Source organism: Mesorhizobium sp. W067, assembly GCF_054719525.1.
Genome location: NZ_JBTTII010000001.1, coordinates 5,772,709 through 5,794,913, shown reverse-complemented (window position 1 = coordinate 5,794,913; position 22,205 = coordinate 5,772,709). Strand labels below are relative to the sequence as shown.

Below are 22,205 nucleotides of genomic sequence, written 5' to 3'. Positions count from 1 at the left end.
TGCCCGCTAGCGTCTAAGGAGAACCCTTGTCTCGGAGGGCTCTCAATGACGATCAGGCTTGTTCTCGCCGGTTGCGGCAATATGGGTTACGCCATGCTTGCGGGCTGGCTGAAATCCGGCAAGCTTGCCCCGCAAGCCGTGTTCGTGGTCGAGCCCAATGCCGAATTGCGCAAGCGCGCCGAGCACCTCGGTTGCAGTGTCGCCGCGGGCGCGAACGGGATCCCCGCCGACGCAGAGCCCGACCTCGTCGTCATCGCCGTCAAGCCGCAGGTGATCCGCGACGTCACCGCCGCCTACAAGCGCTTCGGCGACGGCAGGACCACCTTCGTCAGCATCGCCGCGGGCACGCCGGTCGCCACCTTCGAGCACATCCTCGGCCATCTCGCGCCTGTTATCCGCTGCATGCCCAACACGCCGGCCGCGATCGGCAAGGGCATGATGGTGGTCTATTCCAACCCGCTGGTGACCGACGACATCAGGCGTTTCGTTGCCGAGCTGCTGTCGGCGAGCGGTGTGGTGACGACGATCGACGACGAAGGCCTGATGGACGCGGTGACGGCGGTTTCGGGGTCCGGTCCGGCCTACATCTTCCATTTCATCGAGGCGCTGACGGTTGCAGCCGAGAAGGCGGGGCTGCCGGTCGAGACCGCCAGGCTGCTTGCCATGCAGACCGTCTATGGCGCTGCTGCACTCGCTGCCGAAAGCGGCGAGGAGCCCGGCGTCCTGCGCCAGCAGGTGACCAGCCCCAACGGAACCACGGCAGCCGCCCTTGCCGTGCTGATGGGCGAAGACCGGCTGACGAAGCTGCTGACCGAGGCGGTGGAAGCCGCGCGGCTGCGGTCGGTGGAATTGGGGAAGTAGCCGAGACGCTCGCGGGGCCGTATCAGCCCCACTTCATCTCACCCTTGGCGACCTTTGCGCCCAGTTCCAGGGACGAGACGTCAAGAAGATCGGGATAGCGCCGCTTCATCGCTGCAATCAGCTCGACGCTGGATTTCGCTTTTTCGGCTTCCTTATTGAAAGCTTCGAGGTAGGCGCGGGTGAATTCCACGGCCGCCAGACCGTCCGGTGCACCGGCTACCTGATGGGACGGCACCACGATGTTGGGTTTGCGGGACGCGATTTCGTTGAGCGCGGCAATCCATTTCTTGCGGTCGTCTACGGTTGGCTCGTCGGCAACCCAGACATGTACGCCGGACGAGATCAGCACGCCGCCGAACACCGCTTCAAGGCTGGGCACCCAGAGATACCGCCGGTCTTTCAGATCGGCGACGGTGACGATCTCGATCTTGTTTCCTTCGATTTCAAGTGAGGTGATATCGGATGCCTCGGGAATGACGACATCCGCCAGGACCTTCGGTCCATTGTCCTTGAGCTGCGGGCCCCAGACATCCAGCTTGGCTTGCACATTGGCTTTGATGGCAGCCACCGTCGCAGCGGCCGCGATGATCATGGCGCCGGGGAATTCATCCGCGACGGGACGCAGGCCGAAATAATAGTCAGGGTCGCTGCAGCTGACGTAGATCGTGGTCAGAGTCTTGCCCGTCGCCTTGATCGCATCCGCGACCGCACGGCCATCCGACAGGGTAAATCCGCCATCGAGGAGGATGGCTTCCTTCTCACCGGTCAGCAGCACCGGCGTGCGGCGGAAACCCTTCTCGTCAGCCTGAAAATAGGTCCATTCCAGCTTGGCGGCGGCCTTGGCTGCAAAAGCCAGAGGCTGAAGCATGGCAACCATGCCCGTTGCCAGAAGGGTTTTCATTGTTTCGCGTCTTGTCCAAATGGTTTGCAAGATTTCAACCTCAATGGGGTTCAACTGATCGTTCGGAGATTGGCATCTCGGCATCGTTTGAAAAACCCGGATCAAAAAGACAGACTATATGAATGGATCATACAATGGCAGCCGATGGTCTGCGTCGTCAGCACGAGCGCAATGATCAGGCGTGTTGCGCGAGCAGGTCAACAGCCCCATGGCGCGACCGCGGCAGCATTTGGTCTGCTGGGCGGGAGCGGCTGACGAAGCTGCTGACCGAATCGTGGAACTGGGGGAGTAGGATCAGGCCAGATCGGTGTGGGAAAAGCCTTTCCCTCTGTAGAGCGAGGGCATCCCACGGCTTTTTGCCGAGGCATATGACAGGCAGTCAGCGAGATTGAGCTGAGCCGGGTGGCCGCGACCTTTGCCATAGTTCGAAAAAGCCTGGATCGCGAGCTTGGCATCACCTCTTTCGATCGGAACCACCTCGATCGCGGCTTCGAGCAGGAAGTCTCCTATTGCCCTTTCGGCGAGAGCGGCTCCACCACCAACTTCGACGAAAACCGCATCGCCGCTTCGAGCACGACCAGCGGAGATGTTATCCGTATCGAGGCCTGCCCGATCCGGCGGCTCCAATCGGCGGCGTCTTCCTCTCCGGCGAGGACAGCGATCACCACCGAGGTGTCGATGAACATCAGGAATGTCCCCACATCTCGTCGATCTCATCCTTAGTCAAATCCCTGCCGCCGCTTCCCGCCTTGGCCTTCAGATCGTTCGATATGGCGGCCAGCCGCTCAGCCAGCGGAACTCGTTCACGTTCGCGCTGAAGCTCGGATTCGAGCGCTTCGATCACCGCTTCGGTCAAGGAAATCTTTCGCTTTTCGGCAAGCTGCCGGGCGAGGTCACGGGCGCGCGGGTCTCTGATCTGGAGATTCATTCTGGAAGCCTCCGTTCGGTGCGACTACAACATAGGGAGTTGTCATGACAAGGCCAGCCCGACTGGCCTGTCATCCAATCTCAGCTCCCGTACAGCATCTCATCCTGCAGCTTGCGCAAAGCGAACAGCCTGGTCGTGCGGTCGGGTGTGGCGTTGTCGGTGGTGATGAGCTCGCCCTTCCTGACCGGCTTCAGCACCTTGCCGCCTTCGAGCAGGCCGACCGCGACGGCGCTGACGGCGCGGGCCTCTTCGACGGTCATTGTCCAGGAGCGGTAGCAGGTCTCACCGATGGCATCGAAGGTCTCGCCCATGGCGAGATCGCGCTTGGCGACCGCGCAGACCTCGGCCACCGGCTTCGGCAGCGGCACCATGTCGGGGCGGCCGTAGAGCATGATACGCGCTGCCGTCAGCGGCACTTCCAGCGAGGTCAGATGGTAGGGCCGGAAGAAGCTGTAATAGGGGCCGTGGCCGATATGCAGATCGTCCATGCGCTCGACGATGCGCGGATGCGTCGCCTCGACGATGACGAACACGCCCGGCGCCACACCCTTGCCGATCGTGTAGTCGACAACACCCTTCTTCGACAGGATGCCGCCATCGGCGCGCGGTATCAGCACCTTGGCCAGCTGGTCGCGGTCGGCCTTGGGCCCGTGCATGCCCGGCACATCGGGCACCAGCCCGGTGGCGTTGGCGATGGCGCACATCTCGACCATGGTTTTCGAGCCGTCTACGAACTCGACCAGCATGCGCGGGTTCATGTTGCGGCGAAGGGCTTCCTCGCGATAGTCATCCGGAACGGCATCGTGGTTGAGCGGGTTGTTCTTGCCCTTGCCAGCCGAGACGATGGTGTAGCCGAGCGCGGAGGCAAACTCGATCAGCTCCATGCAGCTCGACGGCTCGTCGCCGGCGCCGACCGAATAGACGACGCCGAGCCGGTCTGCCTGCTGCTTGAGGTAGCAGCCGATCGTGACGTCGGCCTCGACATTCATCATCACCAGGTGCTTGCCGTGCTCCATCGCCTTCAAGTCGAAATCGGCGGCGACACCAGGCTTGCCGGTGGCGTCTATGACGACGTCGATCAGCGGATTGGTGACCAGCATCTCGTTCGTGGTAATGGCGATTTTGCCCGCCTCGATCGCCGCGGTGACTTTCGAGCCCCTGTCCGCCTCGACCGCCATCGCCTCATCGCCATAGGCGATGCGGATGGCGTCACGGGCGGTGTGCGGGCGGCGTGTCGAGATGGCCGCGACCGAGATGCCGGGCATCAGCATGCCTTGCGTGACCAGGTCGGTGCCCATTTCGCCGGAGCCGATGACGCCGATGCGCACCGGGCGGCCCTCGGCGGCGCGCCTGGCGAGATCGCGGGCCAGTCCGGTCAGGGCGACATTGGTCATGCAAGCGTGTCCACGGCTTCTTGATTGCAGGCGGGAATAGCAGGGAACGGCCCCGCTTTGCCAACGAAACCGGCGAACACCGGCAATTTCTCCGGCAACAGGCCCGGCCGGTGAGGCCAACCCCGGTAGAGGCTGATTGACCCGCCTCGGCGTCAAACCACCCTGATATAGCTCGTCATGCCGGTTTTCTGATGTTCGATGATGTGGCAGTGCAGCAGCCAGTCGCCGGGATTGTCGGCGACGAAACCGAGCTGAACCTTCTCGTTGGGCTGCATGAGATAGGTGTCGGAGATGACCGGCTGAACCTGGCGTGTCGACGACGACAGCACCTTGAAGCTCATGCCGTGCAGATGCATCGGATGCGCTTGCGGCGTCAAATTCTCCATGTCGATGACATAGTTTTTGCCGAGCTTCAGCTCGGCCAAAGGCGCGGTCGGGTCCGGCGTGTCGCCCGGCCACGGTACCTTGTTGATGGCCCAGAAGGAGTAGCCTAGCGTGCCGCATATGCTGTCGCTCGGCACGTTTTCCGCCGTGGCGCTGAGCGAGAGCGCGATGTGTTTCGCGCTGGCGAGATCCACCTCCGGCACTGGGTTGGCCTCCAGCGGTGCGAGGTCTCGCAAATCGCGCTTGAGCGAGCTGCCGGTGGCGCGCAAGGTGGCGAGGACCTTGGGTTTGGTGCCTCTGATGTCGCCCAGGCTGACGATCGCGCCCTCCTGGTCAGGCATGCGGATGGCGAGCTCCATGCGCTGCCCCGGTCCGAGCAGCAAGGCATCGGGCGCAAAACGCTGCGGCACCGGATTGCCGTCGAGCGCGATGACCGCGGCCTCCGCACCCTCGACGCGAAAGGCGTAGATGCGGGTGACATCGGTGATGGCGACCCGCATCCGCACCAACCCGCCGGCCGGCGCGTCGAATTGCGGCTGGTCGAGCCAGTTGGCGGTGCGCACCGTGCCATAGGTTCCGGTTTTTGCGGCATCGCGCGGCCGGAATTGCTGGATGAACTGCGCGTCGTCGCCGAGGCGCCAGTCGCGCAGGTTGACGACGGCTTCGGCGTCGAATTTTGGATCGTTGGGGTTCTCGACCACGATCACGCCGGTGAGGCCATGGCCCATCTGCTCCAGCGTGTTGCAATGCGGGTGATACCAGAAGGTGCCGGCGTCGGGCGGGGTGAAGGCGTAGTCGAAATGATCGCCGGTGTAGACGTAGGGCTGAACCAGGAAGGGGACGCCGTCCATCTTGTTTGGAACGCGAATGCCGTGCCAGTGGATCGTCGTCGGATCGTCGATGCCGTTGACGAGGCGGGCGGCGAAAGGCTCGCCCTTTTTCATCCTGAGCACCGGCGGCATTCCGGCCTCTCCATAAGTCAGCACATCGCGGGTCTGGCCGATATCCATGAACCAGGCCTGGATCTTTGCCGTCTTGAGAACCACCGGCTCCGGTGCGGCCGCGGCCCAGCCACCAAGCCTGGCCATCGCTGCAAGGCCGATCCCACCAGCGCCGGCAACCGCGGCCGTTTTCAAAACCCTGCGGCGGGTGAGTGAGGTCATCTGGCGCTCCAACGGAATATGATTACCTGCCGCCGTGAATGACGGGGGGCGACCGGCGCACAAGCCGATACTGCCACATCGCATCTCTGTCATGCCATGGCGAGCCGGTGACATCTGCTTGCGCAACAGCGTGAACGCTGGCGTGCCCACCATTCGCCCGCATCCGGGAGCGCGGGCTCGGATTAATGCAACTCGGCCAGCAACGCCTGTGCCTCGGCGAGGTTCTTTTCGGAACCGGCGGCGAGATCGTCCATCTTACGCGCGCGGAAGACAATGAGCGCGTCCTGGCATTCGGCGATCGCTTCCTGTGCCATCGCCTTGTCCTTGTGGGCGGCGCCCAGATCGACCAGCACGTCGCACAGGCTGTCCTGCGTGAAGGCGACGGCCGGCACCGAATTGATCTTCTTTTGCACCACGATCGCCTCGCGCAGGACCAACACCGCCTCCTCGAAATGCGCGACATTGTTTTCGGCGCGGCCGGCCATGGTCAAGGCATAGCCCATCTCGTTGCGCGCATTGGCCCAACGTTCGGGATCGCGGTCGCGACCGAGCTGCTCGGCAAGCGCCCGATTGACGACAATCGCCTCCTCGTACAATTCAGCCGAAGGCTCGCGGGCCGCGATCATGCTCAGCGTCTGCGCGAGACTGGTCTGGTTGGTGATCCAGAGATCGGGATCGCGGGCGATCGTTCGCACCGTGGCGAGGTCGCGGTAGATCTGAGCGGCTCGTTTCAGCTTGCCGACATCGTTCGCCCAGTAACCAAGACTCGACAGCCCGCCGGCGAGATTGTTCTGATTGTTCTCCCAGACAGCCAGCGCATTCTCGCGCGTTACCACGCTGAGCGCTGCGTCATAGGCGGCAATCGCGCGGGTGAGCAACTCGACGTCCTTGCCGTCCGCGGCCATCAGCAAGGCATTGCCGATATCGCCCTTGGTGCGCGCCCATTGCATGCGGTCGGGAAAACCGTCGTAGATCCGCGCTGCCCTCTCGAAGCTCTCCACGGCCTTGGCGTAGAACGTGGCGTCGCCACCAATCCGGCCCTGGCTGTAGAGGGCAAAGCCGAGGTCGTAATTGATATTGGCCCACTCCTCCGGGTCGGCGTCCTTGGAGTAGGCGGGGAGCGCGGCTTCCAGCATGTCGGCTGCTTGCGCCAGCAAGTCCAGGTTGGATGTATTGTCGCCCAGGATCGACAGGGTCTGGCCGAGCACGCGCCGCGTTTGGCCGATCTCCGTGACATCACCGCCTTTCGTCTGCCCGTCGAGCGCCGCCCGCAGCGCGTCGACCGATTGCTGCAGCAGTTGATCGTCAGAGGCCAGCTTGCCTGACATCATCAACGCGCAGCCGAGGCGGAATTCCGTCTTGGCCCAATTGACTGGGTCCTTGTCGCGGGTGCGAACCCTGAGCACCTGACCGTAGACATCGATCGCCTGCCGCAGGGTCGACATGTCCCCCGCGCGTTCGCCCCAGTTCGATAGCGTGCCTGCAAGGCTGTAACCAATCGAAGCGAACTCGCCCGGCGCGGCGGTTGCGGTATAGACCTCCCATGCCTGACGATACGCGGTCACCGCCTGAATGTAGTAATCGGTTCCCGTATCGAGATCGCCGAGCGTGTCGTTGACCGATCCCAGATTCTGCTGCAGCGAAGCCCAGTCGAGCGGCAGTTTCTCACGCGGATATTCGGACAGAGCGGCCTGGTACGCGGTGGCTGCCTCCAGCAGCAGTTCCTTGTTCTTCTGCTTGGCGCCGAGGCGCTGCAAGGCGTTGCCGAGCGTCAGCTGGCCGTTGGCCCAGCTCGCCGCGGCGTGCTCGCGCGTCCAAACCGTAAGCGATGCAAGGGCGGCGTCGCGCGCCTGCTCAAGCGTGGCGACATCGCCGTTAATGGTTCCGATCGATTCCAGCGCCGTGCTCAGATTATTCTGGATTGTCGCCCATTGCGCCGGCGCGCGTTCCCTGGTCATTTCGCGGGTCGCCGCCTGATAGGCAGCAACCGCCTGCTGCATGGTCGCGATATCCTTTTCGCGCTCACCGAGGCGGTAGAGCGCTGCCCCCAGATTGACCTGGCTCAGCGCCCAGTCGAGCGGTACGCGCTCCCTGCTGTATTCGGTCAGCGCCGCACGATGCGCTTCGATTGCGGCGCGAAAACTGTCCGATGTGGTCTGGCGTTCGCCGATCTCGGACAGCACGATGCCGAGATTGTTCTGCGTCGCCGCCCATTCCAGCGGCAGTTTCTTCAACGACTGTACCTCGAGCGCCGAGCGGAAGGCCGCGACTGCCCGCTCAAGCAGTGCCGTCCCGTTCTCGCGCTGGCCGAGCCGCCAGTAGACCGTGCCCAGATTGCCATAGGTCGACGCCCAGTCGTCGGGGTAGGCATCATGCGTATAGACGGTCAGCGCCTGCTCATAGGCGGCAGCTGCCTTGTCGAGGTTTTCGCGGCCGGCTTCCCGTTCGCCCAACGTAGCAAGCGTGGCGCCCATATTGTTCTGGGTGGCCGCCCAAAGCAGCGGCAACTTTTCGCGGGTGACATAGGTCAATGCCTGTTCATAGGCTGTCAGGGCCTGGGCGAGATACGCATTGTCGCCGGAGAAGTCCCCTTGTTCCGACAGAGCGTTGGCCTCTGCCGCCTTGTAGTAGAACGCGTCTTCGTCGCTCCATTTGGCAGCCTGCTCGAAGGCCTTGGCGTAATCCTGCGCCGCCTCCTTGAAGTTGAAGGAGATTTCATAAGTCCTGGCACTGCTGGCGAAGACCTTTGCGAATTCCAGCCGCTTTGCCTTCAGCTCGGCCTCGGCCTGGTCGACCGTAGACGAAAGTTCGCCGATGCGGGCCTTGGCGTGCTCGTTGAATTTCTGCGCCGCTTCGAGCGCGCCTTCCTGAACCGCCTGTTCGGCGAGTTTCGATAGCCTGGCAATTTCGGGGTCCGGGTTTTTCAAAGTCTCGCGTTCAGCCAACACGTGTTTCAGCCGTTCGGTCTGGCCACGCAGCAGCTTGTCGAGCTCAGCCGGATCCTTGGGTATGTCGACCCCGAGCGCCTTCAGCATGGCGTAGAGCCCATCCATCGGCACCTTGCCGTCACGCGCTATGGTTTCGATCTGGCGGCGCTCCGGATCGGGTAGCGTCGAGATAGTCAGCAGGAGCTGGCGCCGCTCCCTTAGGATTTCCCCCTCGTCGCCTTTCGGCGCCTCGGCGGGGGTACCGAAATAGAGCAGCCGGCGCAGGCTCTCATTGACCCAGGGCCGCTGCTGGCCGTTGGTCTTGAGATAGACCTCCTCGCCGATCATGCGCAAAACGGTGCCGAATTCCTCGCCGCCCATCGTGTCGATGTGGCGCAGGATCGCTGCCGCATAGGGGCTGTTGCCATCGGCCGGACCGTCCAGCGCAACCTTGCCGGGCTCGGCGGCAAAGGCGATGACCTGGCCGAGGCTGTCGTCGACCGAGCCCTTGGCGTCGGCGCCGCCCTTCAGGGAAACCACGCCGCGCGTTTCCCCGAGACCGCCGGCGCCAATCGGCTTGCCTTCGTCGCCCGGCGCCAGCTTCAGGAGCGTGCCCGGCGGGAACGGATCGTTGCGGCAGGCGTCCAGCAGAACGATGGTGACCGGCACCTTGGCCTTCAGTTCGGCGACGATGGACGACAGCGGCACCAGCTTTTCGCCGGCATTGTCGAGCGCCGAGATATCGGCATCGACAGGGACTAGATAATTCTCGCCGCCGGCTTCGATGCCGTGGCCGGAATAGTAGATGATGGCGACATCGGCGCCCTCGGCATCGTCGACGAAGCCTTCGAGATCGCGCCGCAATTTGCGTGCGTCGCGATTGGTGGCGACATTTGTCTCGAAGCCGAGCTTGTCGAACATCTCCTCGATGGCGCGGGCGTCGTTTTCCGGATTGGGCAGTTTGCCGACATGCTGGTAGTCGGACTGACCGATGATGAGCGCGACGCCTTTCAGCGCCTTCGGCTCTTCAGCCAAAGCGGGGCCAAACGCGCATAGGCACAGCGCCAGTGCCGCAGCGATTGCCGCGCACATGCGCCCTGTCGCACCTGCCGTTCGCCCAAAGAGCATTCTCTACCCCAAAACCCAACGCTATCTTCCGCAGGCGAGATGGCATCATGATGGCCGGCTGATGGCAAGTCCTTGGGCGAGCTGTGTTCTTGTGGTGGATATGCGTACGAGGCGGCTGGCTTTCAGCGTGCGAGCGGTAGTGTTCAGCATGCCGGATACGGCCAGTCCGGCCTGTTCATGAGTTGACAGGTCCGGACTTGTTGAGCAGTCGTCCGGCCCCGTAGAGCCTCTTTCTCTCAATGTTTCCGGGCGAGGGGGCCACGGTTGGATGCGCGGGATTGGCACTTTTGCGTCAGCCGGCTTTTTTGGTCCGCAACGAGACCCCGACTTCGCGACTGCATCTTTTAAATCAAAGGGAATGAACTGGTGCTGCGAGAGAGGATTGAACTCACCCAATGACCAAGTATCTATCTGAATTTATTGTGTTATTTTTGGCCGCCAATTCGATTTGTGTACCACCTCCATGTCTTCAAGACAAGCCCCGATCAACCAGTCCCGATCACACCGCGAAGCCACGCTAATGCGTCGGGACGACTTCCAATATCTGCGATGAACTCTTGACCTCGGCCAGCCGAAAGGAGCTTTCCGGTCCCGAGCCATCGCTTGATCGGATGGTAAGTCATGCCAGTTCCCTTGGTGCGAACATCAAGCCAAGGCGGCACGTTCCAAACCGACTTGAGTGTGGAACTTTCTGACGTGAGAACGTGGCCACGTTTCAGGGCTCCATAGCCCGCCAGATGGGCATCCGCCCAAATAGTCATTCGGTCGGCAGCGATGTAGATGGTGTTATTGTTGTTGGTACTGCCCGACTCGCCCCAGCCAGGCCTCGCGTGAGGATGGTCGACCAACCAAGGATGCCGCTTCTGCAATGTAGAGCCGTCTGCACCAACGCGATGCACTTCGGAAATCTCAAGCCAACCAAAAATTCGATGGTGAGGCCGCCCTACAAATCGCCAGCGCCCAACTTTCCTTTCCACGTCTTGAAAGAGGCCCCAGAATAGAAACACATCTCCAGCGCCCACGCAGTGATTGTTCAAGTGAGATTGGGCAGCACCAATCTGTCCAAGCGCTCCGCGCCAACTTCGTGGCCTGGTCTTTCCTAAGCTCGCGCTGTTGATGTCTGGATCAAGGTGACATTTATTCCGCACATCGATCCGCTTGCCAGTCAAATCGGACACGATTGATGGAATTGGGTCCGGAAGATCGCAGTAGCGTAGTTCTCCTGGCCCGTCGAATGGAATAGGAAGGGACGTAGGCCTTCCGTCTATAATAGGGCTCGGACACCCTCCAGCCGATGAGTCAAACCCTTTACGACTGAAAATAACCCTCACTTCTTTTTTCCGTATTTCTTATTTGGCGAAAGCCCCTTATTTCCCTTCTTTCCAGCGTCTCTTGCGATCTCCTTGTGACTCTTGACGCGCGTCTTCCCATTTCTTTTCACATAGCTGCTCATAGCTCTCCCCAATTAGAACCAGCAGCGTTAGCCTAGATGTCTTTGCGCTCTATTAAAAGCACGCAAAAACGATCTCCAGATACTTAGACCAACCAATTGCCTGAGGCGCAGCGACTAATGCCTGGGTCAGCCAGGGTTGGCTACCGCAAAAGCTCACATGCCTTCTCGATGTCGCTGCCGATGTGCCGGAGGACGCGCCCCCGAGAGCGAGGATAAACATGGATTTCCTGCGGCCCACCGGGACCGCTTTCCCATCGCTTGTGCGTGCCTGATGCCAGGCGGTGTACGAGCTTTGCCGCTTGAACTCGCTTGTATTCCGATTTGCGGTCTGCCTGCGGATCGGCCGCGAGCGCCATTTCAACAGCAAGCCAAATGGCGACGACCCGGCGTGGGTCGACCTTCTCCTTGCGCAGCCTCGCCCAGGCGGCCTTGGCGCGGCCCTCCGGTGACAGCCCACGAAGCCTGAACGCCTCTACGTGCGGCCCTGCAGCCCGGTAGAGCGTCTCCACGCGGTCGACGGCATTGCGCACCCATTGGTCCTCGGCGTTCGCCTCCAGCCACGCGACCGCTGCCTTGCGGTATGGCGCGAGTTCCTTGGCGGTGAAGGAACGCTTGTACGGGCTGCCGTGGCGAGAATAGTGATCGGAGTGCCGACGGCAAAAGCGCGTGTCCAGACCATCGTCGGTGCCAGCTCTCGCGGGCCTGTCGCATCCAACGACACGGCAGCGCGTGAACATTCCGCTGGGCTCGGCGGCACGGGCTTTGACCTCGCTCTTGCGCTCTCGCTTCCTGATCCAATTCGTGCTCAATCTCGAGTCCCTCTATGGTGAGCTGTGGGTTTACACCCGAAGGGGATAGGCAAGGCTTTACCTGGGGAGATCAGGGAGAGAAGAGATCAAGAGATCATCCCTCTTCGAGTCATCCCCTTCATGCTTCCACCGTTACAGTGCCTTCCACATGGGCATATCGATGGAAGGTATCGAGCATGATTTCCTTGGCAGTGGAGACAGCATAGGCCGGGACCATCACAGCGTCGTGGATCGGCAGTGCCACTATGCCTTGATCTTTCAACGTGAGCAGCACCTCGATCATGATCTGGCTTTCTATGAACTGAGCATCGTGCCCAAGACCACGGTGGAAGCAGTTCCTGATCAGGGGGTGCTTCGCCTCGATTGCCTCCACCACATCCCCGACCTTGTAGCTCCGGGAGAAGAGCCGGCGCGTTCCCTTCGGGAAGCGGATCAACGTGTCTGAAGCGAAGATCATGGCGCTCATGACCTTCTTGATCCCGGGCCGGTTCAAGCCGTAGCCCCAGATGTCATAGAGGTCCTCAAATGGCGGCTTTTGACCTGCCATGCCGTAGAGGATGCGTGGCCCGACCTGCCCGTAGTCCAGTTCCACTGCGCGCTCGCCGCTGATCGATAGTCCCTGTCGGCGCTCATCTTTGCGAAGGCTCTGCCAGAACCCGCCGAACAATCTGCCTCCGCTGTCGAAACGGCACTGAGTGAAGATGCGTCGGAGCCTTCGGTCACGGATGCTGAACTGCGTTCTTGGCCATGGAATGCCCTCCGAGTCGAACCGCAGCTCGGCATCCGCGATCCACTGGTTGATCCCGTCAAGTTCAGCCCGGTATCGCTCCGTGTCCGGCGTATCGTCGTACTCCTCTAATCCGCCTTCGTCCCAGTGGTTCTTGCGGTCCTTGATGCGCTTCAGGACAATGGACTCGTCGTGCGGGTATTCATCGAGGTCGTCGATCCCGATCTCGTGTTCAGCGATGCGATCAAGCAGCCAGGGACCGGGTCGGATAACCGTCGCTCTCGCGGCACCCTCCACCGGAGCAGCGATGAGCTGTTCGACATGGGCCATTTCCGGCTTCGCCATGAGGTCGAGAATGTACGGGAACATTTTGCTGTAGGCGCGTGATCGATAGCGGCTCTTGTTGCCCAGTACACGATTGGAGCGCGTCACGTAGATGTCCCCCGACGTTCCAGCCAGGTGATGGTGCATGAGGTCTGACAGTACAGCATCGACCGTCAGGTCGAACGTCTCCTGGTCACGGGCGCGTCGCTTGTTCGTCCTGAGGCCGAAATAGGCTTCGCAACTCAGCAGCAGTCCGATCGCTTCCTTGACGATGGCCTTGCCATTCTCCGAGGCGGCGAACCGATAGGCATTGAAACGCCTGTCCCGTTCATCCTCTTCGTCGCCCAGTTCGATCACAGCCGGCGTGATCTGGTCCATCTACAAACTTCAAATGGTTGAAATAGCCACCCCGCATACGCGGGCACATTAACAGCTATAAGGAGGCAAGGTGTCGCGGGGCGGCGAAGCGGTTCGCTCTACGGCGCTACCACGTCCTGCGGCGACAGCACGCGATAGACCGACGCCTTGCTGAGCCCTGTCGCTTTCATGATCTCGGGAACCGTCTTGCCCTGATCGTAGCGCATCCGCCTGATTTCCGCGGAACGCTCCGGTGTTGCCTTGAGCTTCCTGCCAAACTTGGTCCCGTCTGCCTTTGCCTTGGCAATACCATCCATCTGGCGCTCTGCCCGTATGGCTGTCTCGAACTCGGCGAACACCGCAAGCATCTGCAGCATCGCACGACCCGCCGGGCTGCTGGTGTCGATCTGCTGGTCGAGAACGCGCAAGGACACTCCATCCTTGTCCAGCCCCCGGACGATGTTCAGGAGGTCGGTGGCGGAACGAGCCAAGCGATCGATGCGAGTTATGAGGAGGGTGTCGCCTCGTCTGAGCGCTCTGAGGCACGCCTTCAGCTCCGGCCTTCCCGTGTCAAGCCCTGACCGCTTCTCCTCGAAGATGTTCTTGGGCTCTACTCCAGCCGCGAGCATCTTGTCGCGCTGCACGTCCAGCGACTGGCCGATGGAGGAAACACGGATGTAAGCGAGGTCGGCCATGGCGGGGTCTCTCCGAAATGTCTAGAGTTTGTGAGACATCATTTATGAGACATGAAATGAGACGTGTCAACGATTGATCTCGGAAGCTATACATTTTGAGACAAGCCGTCGGACGAGGCTTCGCCGCGCCGCCGATTTCTTTTGACGCCAAAGGGCGCGCTAAACTGGACGTAATAGACCCTGCCCATCTGGACAAGTCGATCGCAAGACGCGTACGTGAGCCTGCGGAGGGCAGGTCTATGCCGGTCATCAACGATTTAGGACAGCTTCGGGCGGATTTGGAGCGGCGAGCATCCACGTTTGCCGCACGTGCGCGAGAACTCTTTTCAGGTGACATCGGCAATCTCGACCAACAAATGAAGCTCCTGCAGCAGTTTCGCTCCCAAAGCTACGAACTGCTCAATCAGTTGCAGCATGAGTTCCTCATCATCCGCGCGCTTGATTGGTTGAAAGAGCGGCCCGCGTATGGCCGTGTGACGCGATGGACTTGGCATCCCACATCCACGGGAACGGCGACAGAACCTGACTTGCTAGGATGCCGAGGAGAGGTCGCGCTAATTTCGGCAGAGATAACTACCTGGGCCAACCCCGATGGAGTCATCGACCAGAGAATGAGGCGAACGCTGTGCAAGTTGGCAAACATGCCGGGAGAGCGCTTCTATTTCGTGTCATCGGCGACCATGGCCGCGAGAGCAACGACGAAGGTCGGCAAGGCAAATTATCCAATAACGGTTGTCAACTTGAACTCCGACATGGCCTAGAGGCAAAGGCGGGGGTACGGGGGGAACTGTCCGGCAGCCGATTATCCGATCGGCCAGACGGATTTTTTGGTGAAATATTTCGGTATGAAAGGTTCACATGCGCATTTATGCGGTCACGAACGGCGTCGAGAAGGAAGCCTACCGGCTGTCCGGAACTCACTACAAATGTTTCCCGCGCAGCGATAATGAGGTCACGAACGCGAGGGAGTTTGCCACAATCGAGGAGGCTGCGATCTTCATGATCAGCAACCCTGGCTGGGGTATTCGAATGAACCCCGGCTCGGCGATCATCTACAATGGCATCCAGATCGAGCTGTAAGCGCCTCGATGCCTGAAGGTCAGGTTGCCATCATTAACCCAAGGGCTGTATTGCTTCGTGGTGCGTAGGGGGAGTGTATCCGATGGCGATTGATCTGGCCGAGATCGAGAAGCGGCTGTGGAGCGTGGCGGATCAGCTTCGCGCCAACTCCGGGCTCAAGCCGTCCGAATATTCCCGACCGGTCCTCGGGCTGCTCTTCCTCCGCTATGCGGAAAGCAGGTTTGCTGCGGTCGAGAAGGAATTGCAGCCGCGCGAAGGCAGCCGCCTGGGGCCGCCCGGAGCTGATGCCTACAAGGCCCGCAACGTCATCTATCTGTCGCCTGAGTCGCGCTTCTCGCATCTTCTGCAATTGCCCGATGGGTCGAACCTTGGCCGGGCACTCAATCATGCGATGGAGGATATCGAGAAGCACAATCCGGATTTGGCCGATGCGTTGCCGAAGAACTACGGGGCGGTGGGCGATGGCATCCTGCGCGAGCTGATAAAGCTTCTTGCCCCGGTCGAGATCGCCGGTGACGCCTTTGGCAAGGTGTACGAATATTTCATGGGCTCGTTCGCCTTGCAGGAAATGCAGAAGGGCGGCGAATACTACACGCCATCGAGCATAGTCCGGCTGATCGTCGAGATTATCGAACCCTATCGTGGGCGCATCCTCGACCCTGCCTGCGGCTCGGGTGGTATGTTCGTGCATTCGGCGGATTTCGTTCGGTCGCACCAAGCCGCTCCGGAGAAGGAGCTTTCGATCTACGGCATAGAGAAGGTCAGCGAGACGCTGCGCCTCGCGAAGATGAATCTTGCCGTGCATGGGCTTGGCGGCACAATCATGGATGCCAACGCCTATTACGACGAACCCTTTCCCGATCTCGGCGGCGTGCTCGGCAAGTTCGATTTCGTCATGGCCAATCCGCCCTTCAACGTCACTGGTGTCGACAAGGACAAGGAATCTATCGCCAAGCGGCCCGATCGCTTCCCCTTCGGCCTGCCGAGGGCGGACAACGGCAACTATCTGTGGATCGAACTGTTCTGGTCGGCGCTGAACGAGACAGGTCGCGCTGGCTTCGTCATGGCCAATTCAGCGGCTGATGCTCGCGGCTCTGAAGCCGAGATTAGGCAGAGGCTTGTCGAGAGCGGCGGCGTCGATGTGATCGTCTCGGTCGGCCCGAATTTCTTCTACACGGTTACATTGCCTTGCACGCTCTGGTTCCTCGACAGAGGCAAGGGGAAGGGCGACCGTGCAGGCCAGGTGCTATTCATCGATGCGCGGCACATCTTCCGCCAAATCGACCGGGCGCACCGAGACTTCACTGACGCGCAGGTCGAGTTCCTGGCGAATATCGTTCGACTGTGGCGCGGCGAGGAGATCGAGGCAAATTGGGACAGCCACGAGATGCTGACGGCAAACGGGCTCGGCGGCGGCTATGTCGACGTGCTGGGCCTGTGCAAGATGGCGACACGCGCCGAGATCGAGGCGCAGGGCTGGAGCCTCAATCCAGGGCGCTATGTCGGGTCGAAGGCTGGTAGCGTCGACAACATTGATTTTGCCGATCGACTGGAGGAATTGCAGGAAGAGTTCGAACGCCTGACAACCGAGGCGCGGGCGCTGGAGGCAGCTATTGGGCGGAACGTCGCGACGTTGTTGAGTGACGCCGCATGAAATCGTTCTCCCAGCCTTGGCCGGAAGTCCAGCTTGGCGATCATGTCGATCTCCTCACGGGTCACCCGTTCCAGAGTTCTGGCTTTACCGAGTCTCCCGATGATGTTCGGTTGGTTCGCGGCGACAACGTGGTCCAAGGTACGCTTCGGTGGGAAGGTGTGAAGCGATGGCCGTCTGGGGAATTTGCCACTCTCGAGAAATTTCAGTTGCGACGTGACGACGTCGTTCTCGCGATGGACCGACCCTGGATTTCTGCCGGTCTCAAGTACGCCCATATACGCCAGACTGATCTCCCGGCATTGCTCGTCCAGCGGGTAGCTCGTATGCGCGGAATACGAGGGCTTCTAACGGGCTATCTTCGCTGCATAGTGGCGGGGCCGAGCTTCACCCATCATGTTCTGGCGATCACTACAGGGGTTAATGTACCGCACATCAGCCCTGGCGACATCAAGGCCTTTCGCTTTCAGTTACCACCCGAAGACGTCCAGCGCCGTATCGCCTCGATCCTGTCCACATATGACGATCTGATCGCGAACAACACCCGGCGGATCGCGGTTCTGGGGGAGATGGCGCGCCGCATCTTCGAAGAATGGTTCGTTCATTTCCGCGCCCCCGGTCACAAAGGACTACCGCTCGTAGACAGCCCACTCGGGCCGATCCCGCAAGGTTGGGAAGTCGGTAAGTTGCAGGATATCGTGACATTGCAGCGTGGTTTCGATCTGCCCAAGAACGACCGGACGGACGGTGCCTATCCTGTCGTTGCTGCGACCGGGATTCATGGAACACATGCAGTTGCCAAAGTGACGAGTCCCGGAGTTGTAACGGGCCGGTCAGGCTCTCTCGGCACTGTGGTTCACATGGATGTCGATTTTTGGCCGCTGAACACGACACTATGGGGCACAGCGTTTCCCGCAGGGTCGACATATCTTGCCTATTTCGTGCTGCAGAGGCTTGATCTGAAGTCTATGAATGGAGGGGCTGCCGTCCCGACGCTGAATCGCAACGATGTTCACAGGCTTCCTATCATCGTTCCGCCGACAGGCACTATCAAGGATTTTGATCAGATTGCGGCTACCGTATTCAAGCTGGAGAAGAACTTGGGAAGGCAAGTCGAGAACCTCCGCGCCCAACGCGACTTTCTGCTGCCTAAACTGATTTGCGGAGAGATCGATGTCTCAGAGGCCGAACAGCTTCTGGAGGCGGCGGAGTGAGCTTTCCCAAGCTTGGACGGCTGACCACGATTTCCGCTAAGGCTGTATGGCTCCACGAAGCCCAGACCTTCACGCCATGGCTTGCTGAGAATCTCGACCTTCTCGGCGAGGCTCTGCAAATCGGCGACCTGGAATTGAAGGCGACTGAGCTGCCGGCCGGCGAGTTTCGTCTCGATATCCTCGCCGAGGACGAAAGCGGCAATCCTGTGCTGATCGAGAACCAGTTCGGAAATACTGATCACCGACACCTCGGGCAACTTATCACCTACATTGCCAGCCAGAGAAGCGACGCGACCGCAATCTGGATCGCCGAGTCGATCCGGGAGGACCATCGTGCCGCAATCGACTGGCTGAACAGCACGACCAAGGAGGGCTTCAACTTCTTCGCGGTGGAAGTCGAAGCGCTGAAGATTGGCGACAGCGACCCAGCGCCTTTCTTTCGCGTAGTCGCCCAACCGAACAATTGGGTACGGGCTGTCGACGCCAAGGTGTCGAGTGATGGCGAACTCGCTGCCCGTCATAAGATACGGCTGGCCTATTGGGCGTCGTTCGCTGAATATCTCCGCAAGAACGATCCTTCCTTTGCGATAAAGCGACAGAACAAGGACCACTGGTTCGAGTTCCGGATCGGCCGCAGAGGCTTCGCGATCAGTTGCACGATCAGCACCACGAAGAGCCGGATCGGCGTCGAGCTATACAACCATAACGATCCTTTGAAGATCGGCATAAGGCAGCTCGCTCTCCAGCGACAGGCCATTGAGACCGAGATTGGCGAACCTCTCGATTGGCAAGAATTGCCTACCAAGAAGGCCAGCCGCATTGCCTTGTACAAGGACGGTGTCGATCCTGCCAATTCGGGTAGCTATGATGCCCTCCATGCATGGATGCTCGACAAGATGCAGAGGTTCCGGCTGGCATTCACCCCGCGAGTGAAATTGCTAGATCTTGGTGGTGACGGCGTGGGCGGGGAGCCAGACGAAGATATATGAGCGAAGGGGGCGAGCTCATCTATGAACAGAAGACGACGAGTTATCGCGGTTTCTCGGAAGATGAGCTTATCGAGCAACCCGCCATCGACCTCTTCAAGGTCCTCGGCTGGCAGACCGCAAATCTCTACGGCGAGTTTGGCACTCCGGCTACGCCACGACCGAGCCCAGAGGGACGCGAATCGCGCCGTGATGCATTTCTCCCGAATCGCCTGCGAACGGCCCTCTCCGCGCTGAACCCCGGACTGCAACAATCGGCCCTTGATGAGGCCTATGCTTTGCTGACAAGCGAAAGGACAGCGCTGGAGCCGGCCCGCGCCAATGCCGATCTGTACGGAATGCTGCGCGACGGGGTGAAGGTGAAGGTTCGCTCGCCGGACGGTTCGCTGCGCGATGAGGCGGTCCGCGCGATCAACTGGGAGAATGCCGGCGCGAATGACTTCCTGCTCGCCAACCAAGTCTGGTTCTCGGGTGATCTCTACACGCGCCGCGCCGATCTGGTCGGTTTCGTCAATGGCATCCCGCTGCTCTTCATAGAACTGAAGGCGCTCTACCACTCGATCGCGGACGCCTATGACGGCAACCTAAAGGACTATCGAACAGCAATTCCGCAGGTCTTCGTCCCCAACGCCTTCGTCATCCTTTCCAACGGCCATGAAGCCAAGCTTGGAGCGTCGCTTGCACCCTTCGAGTTCTTTGCCGACTGGAAGAAGATCGACGAAGAAGAGGAAGAGGGCGTCGTCTCGCTGGAGACCCTGATCCGAGGCACCTGTCGCCCCCAACGCTTTCTCGACATCGTCGAGAACTTCATTGCGTTTCAGGAAGGCGACAAAGGCCTGATCAAGATTCTCGCCAAGAACCATCAATATCTCGGCGTTAACCGCGCTATGGAAGCCGTCGGCAGGCTCAAGGAGAACCAGGGGCGTCTGGGCGTGTTCTGGCACACACAAGGCTCAGGTAAGAGCTTCTCCATGATGTTCTTCAGCCGCAAGGTGATGAGGAAACGCCCCGGCGATTGGACCTTCGTCATCGTCACGGACCGCACGGAACTCGATGACCAAATTGCGGACACTTTCTCCTCTTGCGGTGTACTGACCAAAGACCGTCAACTGGTTCAGGCAGGATCACGCAGGCATCTCCAGGAACTTCTGACCGGGAACGAGCGCTATATCTTCTCGCTCATTCAGAAGTTCGGTACCGAGCGAGGCGAGGTCTATCCGATCCTGTCCACGCGGTCGGATGTCATCGTAATCACCGACGAGGCGCATCGCAGCCAATACGACGTGCTTGCCGCGAACATGCGAGCTGCACTCCCCAATGCGGCCTTTCTTGGCTTCACCGGAACCCCACTGATCGCCGAAGAAGCCCACCGCACACGCACGGTGTTTGGCCATTATGTCTCGATCTACGACTTCGCCCAGTCGATCGCGGATGGGGCGACAGTGCCGCTCTATTACGAGAGCCGGTTGCCGGAACTACAGCTCAAGAGCGCCGATCTCGATGAGGAAATCGCCAAGGTTCTCGACGATGCCGGGCTCGATCCCGAGGCGGAGGAGCAATTGGCGAAGCGGTTCGCCAAACAATACCACCTCATCACCAACGATGACCGGCTCGACAAGATCGCGGCCGATTTGGTGCGTCATTTCACTGGTCGCGGTTATCGCGGCAAGGCGATGTTCGTGGCGATCGACAAGGCGACCGCCGTGCGGATGTACGACAAGGTGCAGATGCATTGGACAGCGCATCTGAAGCAAGAGCGGACCCGCGTTGCAGCAATCTCCGATGCTGTCGAGCGGGAGGCGCTGGAGGAGCAGTTGGCGTGGCTGGAGGCGACCGACATGGCCGTCATCGTCAGCCAGTCGCAGAATGAAATCGAGGTCATCGCAAAGCGCGGAGCCGATATCCGGCCGCACCGCCAACGGATGGTCAAGGAGGAACTCGACGAGCGCTTCAAGGCGGCGGACGATCCGCTTAGGCTGGTCTTCGTCTGCGCCATGTGGATCACCGGCTTCGACGTGCCGACCTGCTCGACGATCTATCTCGACAAGCCGATGAAGAACCACACGCTGATGCAGACGATCGCGCGGGCGAACCGTGTCGCGCCAGGCAAGCAGGCGGGTCTCATCGTCGACTATGTCGGTGTGTTCCGGAACCTCAAGGACGCGCTGGCCATCTATGCCAAGCCCCGCCCTGGTGTGGAGACCGATCCGATCAAGGAGAAGGCGCAACTGCTCGCCGAACTGAAGGTGGCGCTAGACAAGGCGCTGGCCTTTGCCGCCGAGCGAGGGGTTGATCCCGATGCGGTAATCGCCGCGCAGGGCTTCGAGCGCGCTGCAAAGATCAGACAGGCGGCCGAAGCCTTGCTCGGCACCGACGAGGACAAGCGCGAGTTTCTTGGGCTGGTAGGCACGGCATGGAAGCTCTTCAAGGCGGTGCTGCCAGACCCTGCCGTGCTTCCCTATCGGGGCGCTATGGTGGTTCTTCAGGTCATTGCGGAGACGATGCGCAGCCTCACGAGAGCCGGGCCGTCGAAAGACCTCGAAGCCGTGCTTGCCGAAATCGAACGGCTCGTCGATCAGGCGATTTCAGGAATCGCGATCCGGGCTCCGATCCTTCAGGGCGGTGATCTGAAGAAGTTGCTCGACCTGTCGACGATCGATTTCGACAAGCTCGCCGCATTGTTCGCCCAAGGCTCCAAGAAGACCGCTACAGAAGTCCTGAGGGGCACGGCGGAGAAACGGGCGAAAGATCTCGCCGCGAAGAACCCCGCCCGTGTCAGCCTTCTGGAGCGGCTGCAGAAGCTGATCGACGAATACAACACCGGCAGCATGGATATCGAGGAGCTGTTCCAGCAACTGATGGCCTTTGTCGGCGATCTCGACGAGGAAGAGCAGCGCCACATTCGCGAGGGCTTGAGCGAGGAAGAACTCGCGATCTTCGACATCCTGACCAAGCCCGAACCGAAGCTGACAAAGACCCAGGAGATCGAGGTCAAGAAGCTGGCTCGCGAACTGCTCGCCAAGCTCAGGAAAGATAAGCTCGTTCTTGATTGGCGGATCAAGGAAACTGCAAAGGCAGGGGTACGCCAGACGATCGGCGAGGAGTTCGACGCTCATCTGCCCGATGTCTACGACCGCAAGCTGTTCGAGGAGAAGGTCCAGCGGACCTATCAGTTCGTGTTCGAGCGGATGGGAGCTTCAAATGAACATGTGGCGCTATAGGG

At 60.5% G+C, this 22,205-nt stretch carries 18 protein-coding genes; 7 read left to right on the top strand and 11 right to left on the bottom strand.

All coding sequences use genetic code 11. The features are described from left to right. The first annotated feature begins 45 nt into the window (after positions 1–45). Positions 46–861 carry a pyrroline-5-carboxylate reductase gene (gene proC / locus ACYG97_RS28170; protein WP_023732373.1) on the top strand — a complete coding sequence of 272 codons (816 nt, stop codon included), beginning with the start codon at positions 46–48 and terminating at the stop codon, positions 859–861. Between the two features lie 22 nt (positions 862–883). Here proC and ACYG97_RS28165 read toward each other — a convergent pair whose 3' ends face one another. The 11 genes from ACYG97_RS28165 to ACYG97_RS28115 form a co-directional block, all read right to left on the bottom strand. Next, positions 884–1,783: an MBL fold metallo-hydrolase gene (locus ACYG97_RS28165; protein WP_023732374.1), complete on the bottom strand. Its 900-nt coding sequence runs from the start codon at positions 1,781–1,783 to the stop codon at positions 884–886. Positions 1,784–2,056: 273 nt separating this feature from the next. Beyond that, on the bottom strand, positions 2,057–2,272 hold the full coding sequence (locus ACYG97_RS28160; RefSeq protein WP_460221633.1) for a PIN domain-containing protein: 216 nt from the start codon (positions 2,270–2,272) through the stop codon (positions 2,057–2,059). Further along, on the bottom strand, positions 2,269–2,448 hold the full coding sequence (locus ACYG97_RS28155; RefSeq protein WP_280940043.1) for a type II toxin-antitoxin system VapC family toxin: 180 nt from the start codon (positions 2,446–2,448) through the stop codon (positions 2,269–2,271). Before ACYG97_RS28155 ends, ACYG97_RS28160 begins: the two co-directional genes overlap by 4 nt. Then, positions 2,448–2,690 (bottom strand): type II toxin-antitoxin system VapB family antitoxin, encoded by a 243-nt coding sequence (locus ACYG97_RS28150; protein WP_023689347.1) that lies wholly within the window; start codon positions 2,688–2,690, stop codon positions 2,448–2,450. The genes ACYG97_RS28155 and ACYG97_RS28150 overlap by 1 nt, the downstream gene beginning before the upstream one ends. Before the next feature lie 80 nt (positions 2,691–2,770). Then, positions 2,771–4,084: an NAD(P)H-dependent oxidoreductase gene (locus tag ACYG97_RS28145; RefSeq protein WP_023732375.1), complete on the bottom strand. Its 1,314-nt coding sequence runs from the start codon at positions 4,082–4,084 to the stop codon at positions 2,771–2,773. Positions 4,085–4,236: 152 nt separating this feature from the next. Beyond that, positions 4,237–5,631, bottom strand: a complete 1,395-nt coding sequence (locus tag ACYG97_RS28140; RefSeq protein WP_460221619.1) for a multicopper oxidase family protein — start codon at positions 5,629–5,631, stop codon at positions 4,237–4,239. A gap of 182 nt (positions 5,632–5,813) precedes the next feature. Next, entirely contained in the window at positions 5,814–9,650 is a 3,837-nt protein-coding gene (locus tag ACYG97_RS28135; RefSeq protein ID WP_050590353.1) for a caspase family protein, read from the bottom strand. 521 nt (positions 9,651–10,171) lie between these two features. After that, a complete protein-coding gene (locus tag ACYG97_RS28130; protein WP_198029669.1) occupies positions 10,172–11,017 on the bottom strand; it encodes an Nmad3 family putative nucleotide modification protein in 846 nt (281 codons plus the stop codon). 262 nt (positions 11,018–11,279) lie between these two features. Next, positions 11,280–11,948, bottom strand: a complete 669-nt coding sequence (locus tag ACYG97_RS28125; RefSeq protein ID WP_023732377.1) for a hypothetical protein — start codon at positions 11,946–11,948, stop codon at positions 11,280–11,282. A 118-nt stretch (positions 11,949–12,066) separates the two neighbouring features. Continuing rightward, positions 12,067–13,377: a hypothetical protein gene (locus tag ACYG97_RS28120; protein ID WP_023732378.1), complete on the bottom strand. Its 1,311-nt coding sequence runs from the start codon at positions 13,375–13,377 to the stop codon at positions 12,067–12,069. A gap of 98 nt (positions 13,378–13,475) precedes the next feature. Continuing rightward, positions 13,476–14,051 (bottom strand): recombinase family protein, encoded by a 576-nt coding sequence (locus ACYG97_RS28115; protein ID WP_023732379.1) that lies wholly within the window; start codon positions 14,049–14,051, stop codon positions 13,476–13,478. Positions 14,052–14,290: 239 nt separating this feature from the next. Between ACYG97_RS28115 and ACYG97_RS28110 the strand changes: the two genes are divergently transcribed. From ACYG97_RS28110 to ACYG97_RS28085, 6 genes are all read left to right on the top strand, one after another. Then, positions 14,291–14,812: a hypothetical protein gene (locus tag ACYG97_RS28110; RefSeq protein WP_023732380.1), complete on the top strand. Its 522-nt coding sequence runs from the start codon at positions 14,291–14,293 to the stop codon at positions 14,810–14,812. A 97-nt stretch (positions 14,813–14,909) separates the two neighbouring features. After that, complete coding sequence (locus ACYG97_RS28105) at positions 14,910–15,131, top strand: hypothetical protein (RefSeq protein ID WP_023732381.1); 222 nt, start codon at positions 14,910–14,912, stop codon at positions 15,129–15,131. 82 nt (positions 15,132–15,213) lie between these two features. After that, a complete protein-coding gene (locus ACYG97_RS28100) occupies positions 15,214–16,785 on the top strand; it encodes a type I restriction-modification system subunit M (protein ID WP_023732382.1) in 1,572 nt (523 codons plus the stop codon). Then, positions 16,782–17,996 (top strand): restriction endonuclease subunit S, encoded by a 1,215-nt coding sequence (locus tag ACYG97_RS28095; RefSeq protein ID WP_023732383.1) that lies wholly within the window; start codon positions 16,782–16,784, stop codon positions 17,994–17,996. The genes ACYG97_RS28100 and ACYG97_RS28095 overlap by 4 nt, the downstream gene beginning before the upstream one ends. Next, positions 17,993–18,985, top strand: a complete 993-nt coding sequence (locus tag ACYG97_RS28090) for a DUF4268 domain-containing protein (protein WP_023732384.1) — start codon at positions 17,993–17,995, stop codon at positions 18,983–18,985. The genes ACYG97_RS28095 and ACYG97_RS28090 overlap by 4 nt, the downstream gene beginning before the upstream one ends. Then, a complete protein-coding gene (locus ACYG97_RS28085; protein ID WP_023732385.1) occupies positions 18,982–22,203 on the top strand; it encodes a type I restriction endonuclease subunit R in 3,222 nt (1,073 codons plus the stop codon). The genes ACYG97_RS28090 and ACYG97_RS28085 overlap by 4 nt, the downstream gene beginning before the upstream one ends. Positions 22,204–22,205 lie beyond the last annotated feature (2 nt).